Source organism: Dyella sp. EPa41, from assembly GCF_016586165.1.
GTDB lineage: Bacteria > Pseudomonadota > Gammaproteobacteria > Xanthomonadales > Rhodanobacteraceae > Dyella.
In genome coordinates this window covers 1-18,692 of record NZ_BCPR01000014.1, presented here as the reverse complement: position 1 = coordinate 18,692, position 18,692 = coordinate 1, and the positions used below count along the sequence as shown (strand labels likewise).

Genomic DNA, 18,692 nt, shown 5'->3' with positions numbered 1-18,692 from the left:
GGCAGGCGGGGCTCAGCCCGTGACCGCCCGCCCACGCTCCACCCGCCGCACCAGCCAATCCTTCAGCGCCGCATCGCTGGCCGCCAATGGCTCGGCATGCGCGGGCCGCCGCAACATTGCCTCGAGGGCAGGCGGCACCGCCACCGTTCGCCCGACCAACGGCTCCACCACGCTGTCGAACTTCGCCGGATGCGCCGTAGCCACCACGGCCCAGGGCAGGCCCGTGGAACCCATGGCATCGAGCACGTGCACCGCGGTGGCGGTGTGCGGGCAGAACAGTTCGTCGTGGTCGCGCGCGTGGCGCACGATGGTATCGCGGATGGTGTCGTCGTCCACGCTGCTGGCGTGCAACTGCACGCGCAGTTCGTAATCGCGGGGAAAGGTCCAGCGCAGGCGCTCGAAGTTGCTCGGCGCGCCCACGTCCATCGCGTTCGCCAACGTGGCAATCGCCGGGCGCGGCGAATAGGCGTCGCCGTCGAAATAGTCGGGCAGCGTCGCGTTGGTGTTGCACGCGAGGTGGATCTCGCCGACCGGCAGGCCCATCTCGCGCACCCATACGCAGGCCAGGGCATTGCCGAGGTTGCCGGTCGGCACGATGAAGTTGAGCGGCGAGCGATGCCGATGCCATCCATCCAACGAGGCGTGCGCGTAGTAGCTCATCTGCGGCAGCAGGCGGCCAAGGCTGATGCTGTTGGCCGAGGACATCGGCACGCGCGATTGCAGTTCCGCGTCACCCAGCGAAGCTTTCACCATGCGCTGGCAGTCGTCGAAGCTGCCGGCGACGCGCAGTGCATGCACGTTGTCACCGAAGCAGCCCAACTGGTGCGCCTGCCGCGGCGACACGCGGCCGTCGGGGTAGAGGATCACCACGCGCACGCCGGGTTGGCGATGGAACGCCGCCGCCACCGCCGCGCCGGTGTCGCCGGACGTCGCGACCAGGATGGTCAACGGTGCATCGCCGTCGCGCCGCAAGCGGCGGAAGCACGCGGCGAGGAAGCGCGCCCCCACATCCTTGAAGGCCGCGCTCGGACCGTGGAACAGCTCCAGCACCGAGGCGCCGTCCGCATAGGCGAGCGGGCGCAAGGGCACCGGAAAGTCGAACGCCTCGCGGCAGATCGCCGGAAGCTCGGATGCCAGCGGCGTGGCGCGGAAGAACGGCGAGAGCAGCGTTACCGCCGTGTCCGCCAGCGAGCCGCGCGGATCGAAGGCGGCGACATCGAGCGGCGGCAACGCCTCGGGCACGTACAGTCCCCCGTCCGGCGCCAGCCCGGCGGCGATGACGTCGCCGATATGCGCCGCGTGTCGTGCGCTGCGCGTACTTCGGTAATGCAACGGCTCGCTCATGCCGCTGCCTCGTCCAGCAGTGCCGCGGCCGGGCCGTTGACGGGGGAAACCAGGCGATCGCTCGCGAGGCCTTCCTGGGCAAACGCGGCGACCATCGCTTCGGCGGCGCGCTCGGCATCCTCGCGGTTCTCGTACCAGCCGAACATGCTGGGGCCGGCGCCCGAAATGCTGGCGCCGAGCGCGTGGTGATCCAGCGCCGCCTGCTTCACGCGCGCGAAACCCGGCACCAGCGGCGCACGGCGCGGTTCCACCAGCACATCCTTCAGGCCTTCGCGCACCAGCGTGGCGTCGCCGCGTTGGCAACCGGTCAGCACCAGGGCCAGGTTCGCCTGCTGCGCGACCACGTCGGCCAGCGCGAAGCCGCCGGCGAGCACCGCGCGCGACTCGCGCGTCTCCAGCACCACGTGCGGATGCACCAGGGCGCAGTGCCAGGCGTCGGGCACCGGCAGGCGCAGCAGGCGCTCGCGCGTGGACAGCACCAACCCGCCGAGCAGCATGGGGCCGAGATTGTCGCCATGCCGGCTGCCGCTCGCGACGACTTCGCCATCCAGCGCAAAGCCGTATAGCGCTTCGCGCGGCAACGGCCGTTCAAGCAGCGCGTTGGCGGCGACCAGCGCCGCGACGCACGAAGCGGCCGATCCGCCCATGCCGGAACCCAGCGCGATGCCCTTGTGCAGCTCCACCTCGAAACCGTGCCGCAGGCCGAGCGCGCGTCGCAACGAAAGCAGCGCGGCGCCCGCCGTGTTGCGGGCGGGGTCGAGCGGCAGGTCGGTGACCAGGCCGTGCACGCCCACGATGCGAACCGTGGGCTCGTCGATGCGGCGCACGATGGCCCGATCGCCGGCGCCGGCCACGCTGTGCCCCAGGATGTCGAAGCCCACGCCGACGTTGCCGACGCTCGCGTAGGCCATGGCCTGGGCGCTCAATGCACGTTGCGATGCGGACATGGGATCAGCCAGTTGCGCATTCATCAGCGCACCTCCAGGGATTCAGCAATGCGCAGAAGATCGGCGAAAATGCCCGCCGCTGTCACCTCCGGACCGGCACCGGGGCCCTGCACCAGCATCGGATTATCGCGGTATCGGTGTGTGGTGAACTGAACGATGTTGTCGGTCAGGCGTGAATGCGCGAACGGATGCGAGGCCGGCAGCATGGCCAGGCGCACGCTGGCATGGCCTTTCGCATCCAGGCTGGCCACGTGGCGCAGCACGCTGCCCTGGGTCTGCGCACGCGCGACTTCGCGGGCCATCGCCCGATCGAGCAGGTGCAGGTTTTCCAACGCCTGCTCCGGCGCCATGGCCGCCAGGTCCGGCGGCACCAGGCTCTGCACCTGCACGTCTTCCAGCGACAATGCCCAGCCGGCCTCGCGGGCGAGGATCACCAGCTTGCGCGCCACGTCGAGCCCCGAGAGATCGTCGCGCGGGTCCGGTTCGGTATAACCCAGCGCGTGCGCCTCGCGCACCAGCGCCGAGAACGGGCGGCTGCCGTCGTGGCGATGGCACAGCCAGGCCAGCGTGCCCGAGAACATGCCTTCCACCGCGAGCAGTTCGTCGCCGGTATCGAGCAGGTCGCGCAGCGTCTGCACCACCGGCAGTCCCGCGCATACCGTGGCCTCGTAGCGAAAGCGCGCACCGCTGGTGCAGGCCGCGCGGATCGCCTGCAGGCGCGGAAAGGAACCGCTGCCCGCGAGCTTGTTCGGCGTCACCACGTGGATGCCCCGCGCCAGCCATTCGGCGTAGCGCGAAGCCACCGCTTCGCTGGCGCTGCAGTCGATCAGCAGGGCATGGCGGCCCTCGTCGCCACGCACGTGGGCGGCGAACTCGTCCAGGTTGCTGGGCCGCCAGGTCTGCGCGCCGCCGTAGCGTCCGTTGAGTTCAGGGTCGTCGGCGTCCAGCCACATGCGTCGGCTGGCGGCCACGCCGCAGAGCTTGAGCTCCAGGCCGGCCCGCGCGAGCCGCGGCTGCGCCGAGCGCAACTGGTTGAGCAGGGCGCTGCCGACACGGCCGGGGCCGACCAGGCCCACGGCGAGCACGCGCTGGCGTGCGGTGACCATCGGCAGCGCTGCGGCATGCGGCGGAAGCGATGGCTGTTCGAGCGATGGCGATACGGCAAGGTTCACGGTGGCCTCCATTCGGGGCCCGTGCTCGCTGGCGGTATCGGAGTGGTGCATTCCGGCCCGCCTCATCGAGGGCGGGGCCGTTTGCGTTAGGGAACTTACTCGCGCACGGATACCCACCCCGACCCGGTGGTAATAGTGGTCGTGGTGGTGGTCGTGGCGGCAACGGTTGTCGTGTCCGTGTGTAGCCTCTCGCGCCCGGTCAGGACCGGGTTTAGGTACATGCGGGCTGGCGGGAAGGACAGCAACATAGTTTGAACATAGGTCGACGGCTGCACTTCAGTCAATAGGTTCTTTTGTAACCTTGGGTTACTGGCCCAGGCGGGTAGGACACCATTCCCCCAATGCCCGTGCCTGGCATGATGTTCTCTACGGCAGGGAAACCCGCACCTGGCGGGTTTGGGATACCGCAAGAGCAATGCATGTGCGCGGGCCGAAGCCGTGCCGGCGCCCAACATATGGCCTGCATCCATTTGGCGGCACCGTTTGCAACCGCACCGTTGGAAAGCCATAGCGGCATCCTTTGGCCGGAAACCAGCACTTCCCGGCTACCTTGCATTGAAATCCATCAGAGCACCCGTGTCGACACGCGCTGGAGCGCGTGGCCCACGCCGCGGGCAGTAGCGACCTGGCCGAGGCCGGGCGAGGATCTGCATGCTGAACTCCGTTATATTTTTGGACTGTTAGGACGTGTTTCTAAAGGAAGCAAAGATGGGCCCTTTCGGCATCCTTTCGCACGTTCGACAACCCAGGCATGGGCCGTTCTTCATTCTGTATGTGGCGATGTTCCTCATCGTCTTTGCGCAAGCCTGGACCGGCGGCAAGGTCATCGCCCCCAGCCGCCAGGACTTTTTCCTCGACGCGCATGTGCAATCCGACAGTCATCGCAAGGAAAACTACAAGTTCAGCGACTACCCGCTGACCTATGTCACCGAAGGCAAGGTTTTCCTCGAGGGAGATCGCTCGGGCTGGATCACCATCTGGACGCCATTCAACGAGCTTGGGCGGCCAACAGGCCACATGTCGGGCTTGAGTCCCGCGTACCTCCCCAATTGGATCATCTCCAAGTTCACCGATGATGCATTTGTCTATGTTACGTGGATCGCCGTATTGGCGGCTTTCTTCACAGGAGCTTTTGCCTTTCTCCTGGCGCGGGAGCTCACTCTTTCGCCTGCGGCCGCGCTTGTCGCGTCGTTGTCACTGGGTCTGTCGCCCAGCCTGATCTACTGGGCCACATTCCCTATGTTTGCCGCGGCCTATGGTTGGGTATTGGCTGCGCTGTATGGGCTGGTAGGGTATGTGCGACGCGGCGACATGCTGTCATGGGTGGTCATCGCATTCTCGGTGTACAGCCTGACCATGTCGGCGTATCCAGTGATGGTGTTGTACTACGCGTATCTGGTGGCCGGCTTTCTTGTCTATACGTATCTGCGACTTCCGGTTTTTCCCGGGGGCAAGGGGCACCTCACGCAGATGACGATTGGGCTGGCGTCCGCAGCTCTGCTTGGCCTCATGGCTGCGCTTCCCGCATTAATCGATACCTGGGTCACGACCAAGCAGTCCGCACGGATGCATCCCAGTGTCGAGTTCCTGCGGGCAACCATTCCCCCGATGTCCAGTACTTGGGATTGGCAGCGTTTCCTGGCCTTCTGGACCTTCCCTCAGGTATTCGGTGATCCGATCTCGCCCGAGTTCCCTTCGCTCTTCAACGGACGTAGCGTAGCGCCCTACATTACGTTTCTGCTATGTGCCGCGCCATGGCGCCGTACGTGGGGATGGTGGCTCGCGGTGGCGATACTGGTCGCTGCTGATACAGTTCCTTGGATTTTTGCATTTGCCGTGCAGCACTTGGGCCTGGGAATCTCGCGTTCCGTTCCCAGCGTGCAGGCCGTCATTCCTCTTGGCCTGATCGCCGCCATCAGCATGGATGCGTTGAGCCGCCCTGCAGAGCGGGTGTCATTGCAGGTTGAAGCTGGAGAAGATTGCGCCAACGCCAGGCGTCTATTGCTCGCGACATTGCTCTACGCGCTCCTTCTCGCCAATGCCGTTGCCGCATCGATTCATATGCAAGGTCACTTTGATGGCCGGGCAACGCTCCTGCTAGCGTTCTACCTGCCAGTGCTTTGGATGGCATTGCAAAGACGCTGGATCAGTCTCTTCCTCGCCGTTGTGATCGTGCACTTGTTCGTCTTCGATCGGCATCAGCTTCTCGTTCAGTCTCGCAGTTCCATTGCCCAATCCTCTCCGGCGACCACGGAGTTACAGGCGTTGCTCGCCGATGGATCGCGTTACGCGGTGCTGAAGTCCGCGGAAGACTTCGTACCGGCGAACTTGAACGTTCAAATGTCACTGCGTTCCATACATTCCTACGACAGTCTGTCCCCCGTGCGCTACCAGGACCTCATCCGGCGACTTGGAGGCGAAAGCGAGAACTACGGGCGGACCAATAGAGTCATCGACGCCGCCAGTATTGGCTCCGCTGATTTCATGTTGGCAAACATTGGCGCGCTGGTGACGAGACAACCATTGAGTTCGCCGATGGTCGTACTCCAGGGCAACTTCAGCGGATTGCTCGTCTACAAAGTCCTGGTTCGCTGGGGGGCGTATGTCCGTATTCCCATGGACCATATCGTCGAAGGCGACATGGGCATGAAACTCACGGATTCGCCCGTCGTCGAAAAGGACACTGCCAAGGTACTGAGTGATCGCGGCGACAAGATTGAGTTGCAACTCACCGTAGGCTCGGACAAAGACTCATTGTTGGTCGTGAGCCAGGCCTACAACGCCAATTGGCTGACGAAGGTTCGCGTGCAGGGCCGTTGGGTGAGTGCGCGACCGGTGGTCGTCAATGGCGCCTACGAAGGCATTGTCCTGCCGCCAGGGGCGGAGGCCGTGAGGCTGACGTTCCGCCCCTGGATACGCTGGGCGTGGCTGGGCCACGCCGGTTTTGCCGTGATCGGCATGGTCCTGGTAGTCGCTTCGACCAGGAGGGTTTGGCGGTGTCGCGCCATGAGCCAAAGACAGGTCGTGCGCTGACAATCAGGGCCGGTAGGCGGGTGCAGGCAACCTCTGTTCCAAGCCAGGGCCAGAAAGGCTACAGCCATGTCCACGTGGTTGCCGCCCACGCATGAAGATGAAATGAACCTAGCGTTCCGCGACCATTACGTACTGCCCGCAGGAAATGGCGCGTAATCCCGGTATCTTCTCGACCACTGGCTCGGCCAGGCGGCCTGTTTTGGCCATCCAGTCGGGGCAGAAAAACGGAACCAGGCCAAGGAAAGACCACCGCACGGAACGCGCGCCGCCCTCGCGGCACCAGCTGGCGGCAGAGCGCGGCGTGAACGACTGCTCTTCGTGCTCGATGTGGTAGCGCGAAGTACGCTCGATGAGCTTGAGTACGGGGTTGAGCCCGTTGGGTTCCAGGATAACGGCGCATTTGGCGAGGCGCAGCGCAATGGCGACCGCCTGGGCAGGGTCGCTCAGGTGATGAAGCACTCCCCGAAGCACGGCGACATCGAACGTCTCATCGAGGCTTGATGGCACGTCATAAATGCTATGTGTCTCAAAGCTGCAGTTTTCCAGGCCCAGCGCGCGCGCGCGTTCCCGACCTTTCTCGATGGCGACGGCCGCGGGATCGAGGCCGGTAACATGCCGCGCCCCCTGGCTCGCAATCTCCACGGTGTAACTGCCGTCACCGCAGCCAATGTCGACCACGCGCTGGTTACGAAAATCGACCGACGACAAGACGGCGCTGCTGATGCGCGCATTGGCCAGTCGGCTGGAAAGGCGTGACTGGCTTGTATACAGGTAGCCCCCGCTTGTCGCAGCGTCCATGTCAAACACATCGACGTTTCGTTTTGTCTCAGTCATTGCAGTACCCAACGTGTATCTGGAGGTGCTTTTCAGCGGGGAGCGTCAACCATGATGTTTCAATCAATTTTAACGATCATCGGTGCCTTCTGCGGTGGGCTGCCTTTATCGCACCCCTGGAGGACGGTAGATCAAGTAAGCGGGGTCGTCGGTGTATCCAGTGACAGCGACGTAATGATCCTGGATATAACTGTTGATGAGCGGATGCGTGTTCCTGAAGCGAAGCTCGTCCCGGCCATCCAGTGAAATGTCGTAAATCAGTACAAAGGCCGGCTTCGCCAGTTCGATCTGCCTGATATCGTCGCGTTGCACCTGATCGCCGCGGCGCCAGGGCGCATAGATCTCCCACGTGGGGGATCTTGAATGGAGCAGCGCATAGGCGCCCGGAAGGAAGGGGGTGACATAGATGTTTTGCCCTGTTGGCGCGAAGTCCCGCTTGAGCGACCGCAGCAGTGCAACTTCCCTGGCGGTGCCGCCGTCGACACGAAGCCGGGTGCCGTCGACTACGACCGTCGTGCAGTTGTGGTTGACCTTGCACTGCCAGCCCGGGTGCAGCGGGGCCGCGGTGAAGAGACTGGTCGCGCACAGTGCCATCAGCGCGAGAGCGCGCGGTAGTGCGGGAAGTGACGCACACAGCACCATGATGCCGATCAGGGTTGGGAAGATGCCTTGTGCAAGATGGCCAAGATCGGCCCGTGAATAGGCGTAGTGCGCGTAGGGAAGAACGTAGAAGGCGCTTGCCACAAACAGTGAACGCACAGGCAGTCCCTTCCGGCGTGCTATCAGCACGTAGATTACCGACAGGCACCCGAAGACCGGGATGAAAAGGAAGATCCATCCCTCCGCCAGCTCTCTCAGGCTGTCTGGGGAAAAGGAATTCCAGAAACCAGCATGCCATGGTGACGGTACGGGTAGTGGCAGGTTCGTCGCCCTGATCTCCGCATAGAACTTGATGCCGCGAAAAAAAGCCTGCATGAAGCCCGGCGCCAGGCCCATCGTGGCGAACATCGGCGTATAGCCGACCACCACTCCCCCGGCGAGGACCATGATTCCTCGCCAAAGGCGGCCCCCATTGTCTCGGTGCAGCGCCTGCGACAGGAGAATTCCACCGGTGGCCAGCATTCCATACATCCCATGGTTCTTGCCGAAGTAGGCGGCCAGGCCAAGCGCCAACCCCATCAGGAAGTAATTCCTGAGCGAGGGCCTCGCGATCCATAGCGCCGATACGCAAACAAGGACCATTGAAATGGATACATCGAACAACTTGTGGCGAGGTACCATCCATGCTGCAAGCGTCAGGGCACATGCGAGCAGATAGAAAGTGCCGCCGCGCCTTGGCCTGATCGCGGCGAGTGCGATCAGGGCTGTGGATAGCGCGATGGCCTGGAACAGCGCCAAGGTATAGCGGATGGCCAAGATGCCTTCCGTTCCCGTGAGCCGCAGGAGCAAGGCGCTCCAGTAGTAGCGCCCCGGGTCATACGACTGAAAGTCTCGAAGCGGGACCTCTCCGGCCAGCACGCGCAGCACGCCATACCAAAGATAACCCTCGTCCCACAGGCTCAGTCCCTGGTGACTTTCCCAGGCGAAGAACACGGCCGCGGTGAGCAGGCCAAGCGACGCTGCACCGACGACAGCCAGGCGGCGATGCGTGCGTTCATCCATGCCCGGTCCGTTGCCTAGCAGCCATTTGGTGGGCCACACGTTCATTCGCCTCCACTCCTCACGGTTTCGGACGAGAAGACGAGTCTGGACATCACGAAGAACGACAACATCGCGATGGCAGGCGTAAGAATGACTTGGCTGGTAATCGGTCCAAGGTGAAGAAGCACGAGGGCGCGAATCGACAGGTAATTGACGACGTACAAGACAAGATACGCACCGACGAAACGCGGCAGCCGCGAAGGTGCAATGTCCGAAAAGACTAGATGGCCCGTGGTGAAGAAATTGAACCCGATGCTGGCGATGCCTGCGCCGATCAACGCGGTCCAGATGGGCAGGCCAATCCACACGAGAAAGCTGTATGCGCCGAGCCCAAAAAGCGTGTTGAGCAGGCCAACAAAGATAAACCGAGTGAAGCGCTTGTCGCCGGTCATGCGATCAAGCTCCTGCATCAGCTGGCCGGAAGCCGGACGCGATGGTGTTTCCGACGTTGAAGGAAAGCTTTCTTTGGCCCAATCCCATCGCGTTCTCGAAACTTATCAACTGGCGTTTGATAGTTGAAGGGAATGGCAGCAGGCGAGTCCAGTAGGCGAGCGCGTAGCGATTCACCAATGGCCTGGATTGGACCTCATCATAGCCTGCGCGGGTGAGCAACTCGCCGATGCTCATGTTGGAAAACAATTGCATATGCTCAACGTCAATGATCGGCGAGCGACGTCCAAGCACCCGGTTGATGGCGCTTCTGTAATTGTGCGTTACCGTCACGAACGCACCGCCAGGGCGAAGCAACCGTGAGACCGACCTTGCAATCTCCATTGGGTCGCGCACATGCTCAAGTGTCATGAAGCAGCACACGAGATCGAAGGATTCCGGCTCGAAGTCTTCTTCGCGGAAAATGCCCTCCCTGATCCAGGGGCGTCGATGTGGCGGGGCAGCTGCAAAGGCAGCGGAAGAGGGTTCAATACCAACGAGCCGCCTGAAACCGGCCGCCGCCAGTCCGTCCAGGAGGACACCCGTGCCGGTACCGATTTCCAGGGCAGAATCCCGGTTTAACCGGGCAAGTACCGGGCGCAGCTCCCTCATGTAGGCATCAGCTGCGTCGTTCGCTTCCTCGCTGCTGTCGTAATCAGCCACGTGATAGGCGTGCGCCAGCGCTTGCTGCGATGGCGGGCGATCAACGTAGACCAGATCGCAGGTTGTGCACTGGATCATGCGGTAATTGAAGAATTCCGGTTCTTTTCGAGACGCGAAGCTGAACTGGTTGAGACGCGAAGCATCGATCCGTTCCTCGAGAAATGCGCGGGCATGTTCCGGACCACTCCCGCAGACAGGGCAGGTTCGTTCCGGTCGATCCGATAGCGAGGTGCTACCTTGGTAGGAATCCCGTTGCATCAAAGGCGTCCAGGCTTTTGCCAGTCGAAGGAAGATGACCGCGTCTGCGGGAGCATCGGCATGCGGCGAATCAGAACATCCTGCTTCACTGTGGATCAGCTCTCGTCACCTGGGTTGTGACGACACCGTGCCTGATCAGTGCAGACCGGATAAGTCGTGGTCTTCCCTTGACTTCGATCATGATCTTTCCAATGTACTCGCCAACCAGTCCGATGCCGAACAGGTTCAGAGAGCCGAACATCAACACGCCGATCAGGATGCTTGTGGTCCCCCGTGGGGCGGTGTTTGGCCAGGCGACATGAAGCAATACGACAATGATCGCGGCGATGATTGACAGCCCGAGCAAGGCCAGGCCGGCTGCGGTGAGCAGCGTCAGCGGGACGTTGCTGAAGGAAAAGATGCCTTTCTTCGCCCAGTCGATGTTCTTGATGAGTGTGTTGGTTGTGCTGCCGAACATCCGCTCTGGGCGCACGTAGTCCACGCCGGCCTGCTTGAATCCAACGTAGGCGCGCAATCCGCGCATGAACAAGTCACGCTCCGGGCACGAAAGCAGCCACTGAACGACCTTCCGATCGATCAGGGAGAAATCACCGGCGTCGAGTGGGATCTTGACGTAGCTGAAGGCCGCAAAGACCCGGTAGAAGGCCTTGTACAGCAGCCCCCAGTGCCACGGCATCTCGCGCTGGACGCGGCGCCCATAGACCACGTCAAAGCCATCTTCCCATTTTTCGTAGAAGGCTTCGATCAGGTCTGGCGGGTCCTGCAGGTCGCCGTCCAATAGCACCACGGCGTCCTTGGAAGCCAGCTCCATGCCGCTGCGAAATGCCATCTGCGAGCCGAAGTTGCGCGAATGCGAGATGCCGATGACCTTGGGATCCCGAGCGGAGATATCCCTGATCACCGCGGCACTGTCGTCAGGGCTGCAGTCATTGACGAAGATGATTTCGTGATCGATACGCAGCCGTTCGAACGTGGCCTTGAGGCGCTCGTACATCACAGGAATGGCGGGTTCGTCCTTGTAGCAGGCGATGATTGCCGAAATGCTCCGTCGCCTTTTGCTGGTGGCATGCTTGGACAAGCCCTTGAGGTCATCTTCGGATAGGGTTTCCACCCAGGTGCTCGTGGCGCGCAGTCCATCGGCGAGACCTATCTCTGCCTTCCAATCCAACATCCGATCGGCCTTGGACGGGTTGGCATACCAGTCGGCGAGATCCCATGCACGGGCATGCATGCTGCCAAAAACGGGCTGCTCTTCAATCTTGAAAACGCGGCGCGTCAGCTCGGCCAGCTCGGCGATGGTCGTACGCTTGCCGGAGCCGATGTTGAGGCTCTCGCCATACAGGTCCGGATTCATTTTCACTGCGGCGTAGATGAATGCGCGACAGACGTCGTCCACATGCACGAAATCGCGCGAAGTACGCGCATCGACGAACGGTGGCAAGCTGCCGGACAGCGCCTTGTGGAGCAGATTAGGGATCAGTCGCGAGCCATCCTCCAGCGGTCCATAGACCGAATACAGCCGGAGGTTGACGCAAGGAAAGCGGTGATGTTTGCCCATGTAGCGGAGATATTCCGCGGTCGCGACCTTGGACACGGCGTAGTGGCTGTTCGGCTGGCATACTGCATCTTCGACAGGTGCGGCGCTATTGCTGCCGTATTCCGAGGAAGTGCCGGCATGCACGAAGGCGGACACGCCGCGCTCGTTCAACAGCATGGTCAAGCCAACGATCGACTGGAAGTTCGTCTCGTAGATGAGGGTCGGGTCGCGCTCGAAGGAGTAGGCGCCGTAAGCGACGCAATCGAATACGGTTTGCGGTGCGATCTGGTCTACAAGGTGCTTCAATGCCGCCGAATCGTTGACGTTTGCGACGGCGATGTTGGCGTCCGGAATGCCGTCCAGCCGCCAGTTGCGGACCGTCTGCACCACGGCATGCACGTCCTGACGCTGTTCGAAGATCGTCCGGAACAGGTTTGCTCCCACAAACCCCGCGGCACCAGTCACCAGGATGGGACCCTTCAACGCGCGGATGTGCTGAATCAGTTCGGTCATGTCGGATTACGTGCCTTGAATGGTATCCAGAAGGCTTTGCGGATCAAGTCCGGACTGCGCGCGAAGATAGGCCTGCGATCCGTACCTGTCGTAGTGGTGGGCCTTGGCATGAAGGTGCAGCATGCGTGCCGAGACGCCACGCTGCATCAGGTATAGGCTGAGTTCGGATGCAAAGCCACCGTGTGCAACATGTTCCTCGGCGACGCAGATCACCTGATGAGTCCTGATGGCTTGCTCCAGTGCCTCGGGAAGCCCATGGCGCGAGAGCGGAAGTTCCGCCACCGCCCACAAGTTGGGGCGTCGGCTGTCCGAAAGGTCCTGCAAGGCGGAAATATACGTCGTGGCCAGGGGGCCGACGGCTATCACCGGTATTCCTTCGCCCTGCACCAGCTGCCGCCAAGGCGAATAGTCCGGGATGGCGTAGCCCGCGGGTTGCTCGCCTCGACCGAGTCGCAGGTAGACCGCTCTGGTTTCCTTGCTCGCGGATTCGATGGCCGCGGGGACGTCTTCGTCGAATACCGGCGCATAAACGCAGAGGTTGGGCAATGTCAGGAGGACGCCATAGTCCTCGATGGCGTGATGGGTCGGTCCCATCACGCCATAGGCATAACCCCCGCCATTGCCGATCAGGCGAACGGGCAGGTTGTGGAAGGTCACGTCGTTGCGGATTTGCTCAAATGGCCGCGCATAACAGAACGGTGCGATGCTATAGACCCAGGCATCGAACCCCTGGCGCGCCATGGCGGCGGCAACGGAAACCATGTTCTGTTCGGCGACGCCGGCATTGATGAAGCGTTCGCCGAGAGCCACCTGCAGCGGCTCAAGTGCCATAAAGCCCAGGTCGCCGGTAAGAAAGACCATCCTGGGGTTGTCCGCCTGGGAGACCAAGGTGTCGCACAGTTGCTTTCTCATGTGAGGCCGAGTTCCTCAAGCGCCAAGGTGTAATGGGGTTCCTTGAGTGGCAGGTAATGCCACTCCATTCGGTTCTCCATGAATGAAACACCTTTGCCCTTGGTGGTTTCCAATACGACGATCCTCAGGCGCCGAGAGGGTAATGCCAGCACGTTGCGCATGGCGTCGAGGTCATGGCCGGAAACAGCCTGTACGTCGACATCAAAGCCCTTCAGCCGCTCTTGCAACGGGCACATTGATGCCACGTCTTCGGTGCCGCCAAAGCCTTGGAGCCGATTGTGGTCTATCAGGATCGTCAAATTCGTAAGCCGACGGTGGGCCGCGAATATAAGTGCCTCCCAGGTCGAGCCTTCCTGCCATTCACCATCCGACGTCAGGCAGAACGTCTGGCCGTTCTCTCCCTTCAAGCGCTTTGCGAGAGCGGTGCCTGCTGCCAATGACAGCCCATGCCCCAGGCTGCCAGTGGCGAACATGATTTCTGCAATGCCTCGAGCAGGTGGATGCCCTGCCAGAAGGCTGTCGTCCCGGTGGAACATGCGCAGGTCTTCGTCACCCAACTTCCCCACGCTCCACAGCGCGACATAGAGCGCGCCGGCGGAATGGCCCTTGGACAGGATGAAGGCATCCTGGGCGCCCAGGTATTCGTTGAACAGCAGGGACAACACATCGATGGCGGACAGGTTGCCGCCAATATGGCCCACCCCGCTTTCGTGGTGCATCTGAAGCAATCGCCGCCGAATAGCCAGCATTTGCTTGTTGTCCAGCAAGGGCTTCATAACTGTTCTCTGCAAAACTGGATGAGTTGCGCTCCCGTTTCCCTGCGCAAGGACGGGTCGCACCAGATAGCCCCTCCCTGGCGTCCCTCATACACCGAAAACAACAAGACCAAGTGTAGGTTTTCCCGAGAGGCCTTACAGGGAGAGGAATCCCAAAACATGGAACTACCTGGTTTGGGTGGATGCTTTCGTAGCCAGATCAATGGCATACACTGCAGTGCCGTCGCCGTTGTCCTTGAGCTGGCGGATGTTCTTCAGGCCCACCGATCGCGCGACGTCCTGTTTGCCGGCGGCACCCTTGAACACCACTTCGCCGCGGGTCTTCAGCGGGGCAAAGCGCCACGATGGGGCGGGTAGCGTGTTCGTGCCGATGGTCTGTTCGCGCTGCAGCCATTTGGCGAGGATTTCGCGCGCACCATCGGGTGCGGCCAGCACGATGTTCTTGCCGTCCAGGCCGGGGAAGTTGCCACCGCCGCTGGCGCGGTAGTTGTTGGTTGCAACCACGAACGGCTGCTGCGGCGTCACTGCCTTGCCCTTGTAGGTGAGCCTGGTGATGCGCTCGCCCGCGGGTTTGGACACGTCGATCACGTAGGCCAGGTCGCCCTGGATCTGGTCGAAGTTGTAGCCGGGCATGCGCGTGTTGATCAGCTCCTGCTCGGCCTCCTTCGACGGGTCGATCTGGTTGAAGCGCTCGGCCGACTTTTCCAGCCACGCCTTGAGGCCGGCGCCGTCAACCTGCACCACCGAAAGCGTGTTGGGATAGAAGTACAAGTCGGCCGCACTGCGCAAGGTGAGCGGACCGGGCTCGACGTCGGTGTAGTCGTCCGGGCCACCGAAGCCGGTACGGAACGCGGCCGCTGACGACAGCACCGGCAGCTTGGCCAGTTCCGGGTGCAGCTTCGGCAGTTCGCTCTGCACGTAGTCGCGCATCGCGGCGTTGATGGGCGCGAGCGCCGTCATGTTGCCTTCGTCGGCGAAGTAGCTGCTCATGTGCACCGTGGTCGTGCCGATGGGCGTGTTCACATACTGCACGGCCGCTTCGTGCGCCTGCCGCACCAGCGGCGCAATGGCGGGATCGGCCGGCACGCATGCGTTCTTCTTCGGACAGATCGGGCGCACTTCGCTATGCGTCTGGCCGGCATCGATCACCCAGCGGCCGTCCTTGCGCTGCAGCGCGAGGTCGATGACGCCAAGATCCTTGCCGAAGAAGCCACCCATCACGGCCGGCTTGCCGCGCACGAAACCGCGCTCGGCGTCGACGTCCTTCATGCCTTTGTAGTGCGGGCCGGGAAACTCGGTGTGCGAGTGGCCCATCAGCACCACGTCGATGCCCGGGACGCCGGCGACATACCAGCCGCCGTTCTCCATGTCCGGCGTGTACGGCGCGGTGTTGAGGCCGCCATGGAGCACGGCGACGACCAGGTCGGGATGCTGCGCCTGCAGTTCCGGCAGGTATTTCCGCGTGGCCTCGACCACTCCGGTGACGGTGACCTTGCCGGCAAGGTTCTGCTTGTCCCATTCGAGGATGGGCGGCGGCGTGAGGCCGATGATGCCGACCTTCAGCGGCACCTTGCGCTGGCTGCCATCCGGTGCGGTGACGGTGATGTCCTTCTGCACCACCGTCCACGGCTTGAAGATCGGCGCGCCGTCGCGGGCACTGAACACGTTCGAGAGCACCAGCGGGAAGTGCGGACCGACGCAGCGTTCGCCGCGGCCGCCATCCACGTTCATCGGCGTGCCGGTGACCTGCGAGAGGAAGCCCAGGCCGTAGTTGAACTCGTGGTTGCCGGCAGTGCCGCCGTCGTAACCCATGGCGTCCATGGCGCGATAGATGCCCAGCTCCTCGTTGCAGCCCACCGGCTTCACCTGGGCCTGGTAGTCGGCCAGCACGCTGCCCTGGATGGTGTCGCCGCTGTCGAACAGGAAGCTGTTCGCGTACTGCTCGCGGGCGCGGCGGATCAAGGTGGCGGTGCGCTCGTAACCCACCGTGGTGTCCTCGCGCTGCTTGTAATAGTCGTAGCTCAGCACGTTGGAATGGACGTCGGTGGTCTCCAGGATCGCCACCTGGGCGTGGCTGCCGTCCGGCAGGCTGGCCGCGGGCTTGGGCGACTGGCCGGCGCAACCGGCCAGGGCGGCGGCGCAAAGCAGGGCGATGGGGCGCAAGCGGAGGGGCATGAGGGGACCTGTTCCTGTCGGGGACTGCGCACGCTACCAGATAGGCCGGGCCGTGGGCGGCGAAACCGGCGCTGAACCGCGTCGTGGCGCCATCCTGCCGTTGCCCACCGTTGTGCATGTGACCGTTTGGAGACCGTAGAATTGCGGCCGAATGACAGCCAGGCCGAACAGGGGGCCGAACCATATGCCGCAATCATCGCTACGCTTTTTGCGAAGGAGTGGGCCCTGGCTCTTTGCCGCCTGCTTTTTCGTGTTCTGCGTCAGCATGACGGCCCTGCGTGAGCCCGCCTTGCTGCAGCAGGCGTTCGTGATCGCCCTGATGGTGTGCGCGTTCGGCATCCTGCTGTTCGCCTTCGCGCGCCCCGCCACCGCGCTGGTGGTGAGCGGCGGTCTTTTCCTCGCGCTCAATTTCCTGTCCATACTCAAGCTGCGTTACCTGGACTCGCCGCTGATGCCGGCGGACTTCATCTACTACGCCCGCAGCAGCCTGCTGGAGACGCTGGGGCACTACCCGCACCTGTGGATGCTGACGTTGGCCGTGGGCGTGCTGACACCGCTCGCATTATGGGCCGTGTGGCGCTTCGATCGCCGCATGCTTTCGCACATGAGCCGGCGCCGTGCGTGGTCGATGCGCCTGGGTGGCGTGGCATTGTGGGCGGTAGCGTTCTGGGTGTGCCTGTTGCCGAACGGCCCGTTCGCCGAGGTGCATGCGAGAAACGTATGGGAAAAACTCTCCGACGACGCGCAGATCACCAACTTCTTCGTCAACTTCAGTGATTCGGACGTCCAGATGCCCGACATGGCAGACGACGCCATCGCCGAACAGGACTGGGGCGCCACCGCATCGGGTTTCCCGGCCGCCACGCCGCGCACGCCGGAGAACTATCCGGACATCGTGCAGGTGCTGGAAGAAAGCACCTTCAATCCGTCCAACTTCAGCCAGTGCAACATCCCGGAGTGCCGCGTGGGCATGTTCAAGGCCGATGCGCGCACGCGCGCCACCGGCCCGCTGCGCGTGCACACCTTCGGCGGCGGCACCTGGGTCAGCGAGTTCGCCACGCTTACCGGCATGCCGCAGGACATCTTCGGGCCGGGCGGCATGTATGCGCCCTACGTGCTCGCGCCGCACGTGCAGGATTCGCTGCCGCGCCAGCTGCAGCGCCTGGGTTACCTCACGGTGGCGATCTATCCAACCAATGGCGCTTTCCTCAACGGGCGCAACGCGTACACGGCCTACGGCTTCGACCAGTTCTACGACGCCGGCCAGCTTGGCCTGGAGGAGTGGGAAGAAACCGACGCGCAGATGTTCACCGCGGCCAAGCGAGTCTACGACAAGGTGAAGAAGCCGGGGCAGCCGGTCTTCATCATGATCCTCACGTTGGCGCAGCACGGGCCGCACGACACCGACCCGATCTCGTCGTTGCCGGCGCCGTTCAACAAAGGCCTGTTGAAGGGCCTGCCGACACGCGAATCGGTGAACTTCAACACCTACCTGTCGAACCTGCACAATTCCGACGTGGCGATGCGCGGGCTGGAGCATGACTTCCTGGATCGCGCGCAGCCGACGGTGATCGTGCACTTCGGCGACCACCAGCCGTCCTTCAGCGGCCTGATCCGCGAGATGCCGCGCACCTGGCCCGATGGCCTCGCGCAGTACAAGGACTACCTGACGTACTACATGATCAAGAGCAACTTCCGGGGTGCAGCGTTGCCGCGCTATCCCTTGCTCGACATCGCGATGCTGCCGAGCATGGTGCTGCAGGCGGCGGACTTGCCGACCGATCCGTATTTTTCAGCGGCGATCGCGTTGCGGACGCGGTGCAATGGCCTGTACACGGATTGCGCGCAGCCGGGGTTGGTGAAGTCGTATCACGCGTGGGTGTTTGATCGGTTGCATGTTTATCAGTGAGGGGTGCGGTGCTGGCGGGTGGGCTGTGCTAGCGCGGTGCCTTCGTGCCTTTCCACATGCCTGATTTGCGGTCGCCGCAGCGCTGCATGCTATCTCCTGCTTTTGTGTAGGAGCGCACCCTGTGCGCGACAGCCTTTCGCGCCGGTCTGCACGTTTGTTGCTCTTGTGAAAGCGGGCTATTGCCTTCGGTAGCTCCGCTACCGCCAGCGTGCCGCTTACGCAGCGGGCGTTTCGACGTCCTGCCGGCCGCCGAGTCACTTTTCTTTTGCTTGCCCAAAAGAAAAGTAACCCAAAGAAAATAGGCCTTGAGAGCCAAGGCTCATAGCGATATGGGGGATAGGAGCGTCGGACGACCGAGGTCAGTCGGGCCGTGCTCGTTACTACCTCGAACGTAGCCGCTACACCGCCACGCGCCGTAGCGAAGAGGACTCAAGGCAACGTTGTTGAGCCCTGAGGGGATCTATTCGCGCCGCACCGCCGTTTTTCTCC

Annotated in this window: 13 protein-coding genes; 2 read left to right on the top strand and 11 right to left on the bottom strand. The window is 62.7% G+C overall.

Annotation, left to right across the window (positions count from 1 at the left end; genetic code table 11):
• Positions 1-12: 12 nt before the first annotated feature.
• From thrC to JMF82_RS06715, 3 genes are read right to left on the bottom strand one after another with little or no spacing between them, the layout of a single operon-like run.
• Positions 13-1,344, bottom strand: coding sequence for a threonine synthase (gene thrC, locus JMF82_RS06725; RefSeq protein WP_201313761.1), 1,332 nt, complete (start codon positions 1,342-1,344; stop codon positions 13-15).
• Positions 1,341-2,315 (bottom strand): homoserine kinase, encoded by a 975-nt coding sequence (locus JMF82_RS06720; RefSeq protein ID WP_201313760.1) that lies wholly within the window; start codon positions 2,313-2,315, stop codon positions 1,341-1,343. The genes thrC and JMF82_RS06720 overlap by 4 nt, the downstream gene beginning before the upstream one ends.
• The gene (locus tag JMF82_RS06715) at positions 2,315-3,397 is read right to left on the bottom strand and encodes a homoserine dehydrogenase (protein WP_236585341.1); all 1,083 of its coding nucleotides are present in this window, start codon (positions 3,395-3,397) and stop codon (positions 2,315-2,317) included. The genes JMF82_RS06720 and JMF82_RS06715 overlap by 1 nt, the downstream gene beginning before the upstream one ends.
• Positions 3,398-4,171: 774 nt before the next feature.
• Between JMF82_RS06715 and JMF82_RS06710 the strand changes: the two genes are divergently transcribed.
• The gene (locus JMF82_RS06710; RefSeq protein WP_201313758.1) at positions 4,172-6,496 is read left to right on the top strand and encodes a hypothetical protein; all 2,325 of its coding nucleotides are present in this window, start codon (positions 4,172-4,174) and stop codon (positions 6,494-6,496) included.
• Positions 6,497-6,604: 108 nt separating this feature from the next.
• Here JMF82_RS06710 and JMF82_RS06705 read toward each other — a convergent pair whose 3' ends face one another.
• The 8 genes from JMF82_RS06705 to JMF82_RS06670 all read right to left on the bottom strand — a co-directional run bounded on the left by JMF82_RS06705 (position 6,605) and on the right by JMF82_RS06670 (position 16,294).
• On the bottom strand, positions 6,605-7,330 hold the full coding sequence (locus tag JMF82_RS06705; RefSeq protein ID WP_201313757.1) for a class I SAM-dependent methyltransferase: 726 nt from the start codon (positions 7,328-7,330) through the stop codon (positions 6,605-6,607).
• 105 nt (positions 7,331-7,435) lie between these two features.
• Entirely contained in the window at positions 7,436-9,037 is a 1,602-nt protein-coding gene (locus JMF82_RS06700; RefSeq protein ID WP_201313756.1) for a hypothetical protein, read from the bottom strand.
• Positions 9,034-9,423, bottom strand: coding sequence for a GtrA family protein (locus JMF82_RS06695; protein WP_201313755.1), 390 nt, complete (start codon positions 9,421-9,423; stop codon positions 9,034-9,036). The genes JMF82_RS06700 and JMF82_RS06695 overlap by 4 nt, the downstream gene beginning before the upstream one ends.
• A 4-nt stretch (positions 9,424-9,427) precedes the next feature.
• On the bottom strand, positions 9,428-10,381 hold the full coding sequence (locus JMF82_RS06690; RefSeq protein ID WP_236585333.1) for a class I SAM-dependent methyltransferase: 954 nt from the start codon (positions 10,379-10,381) through the stop codon (positions 9,428-9,430).
• Positions 10,382-10,466: 85 nt separating this feature from the next.
• Positions 10,467-12,431 carry an NAD-dependent epimerase/dehydratase family protein gene (locus JMF82_RS06685; protein WP_201313754.1) on the bottom strand — a complete coding sequence of 655 codons (1,965 nt, stop codon included), beginning with the start codon at positions 12,429-12,431 and terminating at the stop codon, positions 10,467-10,469.
• Positions 12,432-12,437: 6 nt separating this feature from the next.
• Positions 12,438-13,343 (bottom strand): hypothetical protein, encoded by a 906-nt coding sequence (locus JMF82_RS06680; protein ID WP_201313753.1) that lies wholly within the window; start codon positions 13,341-13,343, stop codon positions 12,438-12,440.
• On the bottom strand, positions 13,340-14,119 hold the full coding sequence (locus JMF82_RS06675) for a transketolase (RefSeq protein ID WP_201313752.1): 780 nt from the start codon (positions 14,117-14,119) through the stop codon (positions 13,340-13,342). The genes JMF82_RS06680 and JMF82_RS06675 overlap by 4 nt, the downstream gene beginning before the upstream one ends.
• 165 nt (positions 14,120-14,284) lie before the next feature.
• Entirely contained in the window at positions 14,285-16,294 is a 2,010-nt protein-coding gene (locus tag JMF82_RS06670; RefSeq protein ID WP_201313751.1) for a bifunctional 2',3'-cyclic-nucleotide 2'-phosphodiesterase/3'-nucleotidase, read from the bottom strand.
• A gap of 265 nt (positions 16,295-16,559) precedes the next feature.
• On the opposite strand from JMF82_RS06670, the gene JMF82_RS06665 reads away from it, so the two are divergent.
• Positions 16,560-18,203, top strand: a complete 1,644-nt coding sequence (locus JMF82_RS06665) for an alkaline phosphatase family protein (protein WP_236585332.1) — start codon at positions 16,560-16,562, stop codon at positions 18,201-18,203.
• Positions 18,204-18,692 lie beyond the last annotated feature (489 nt).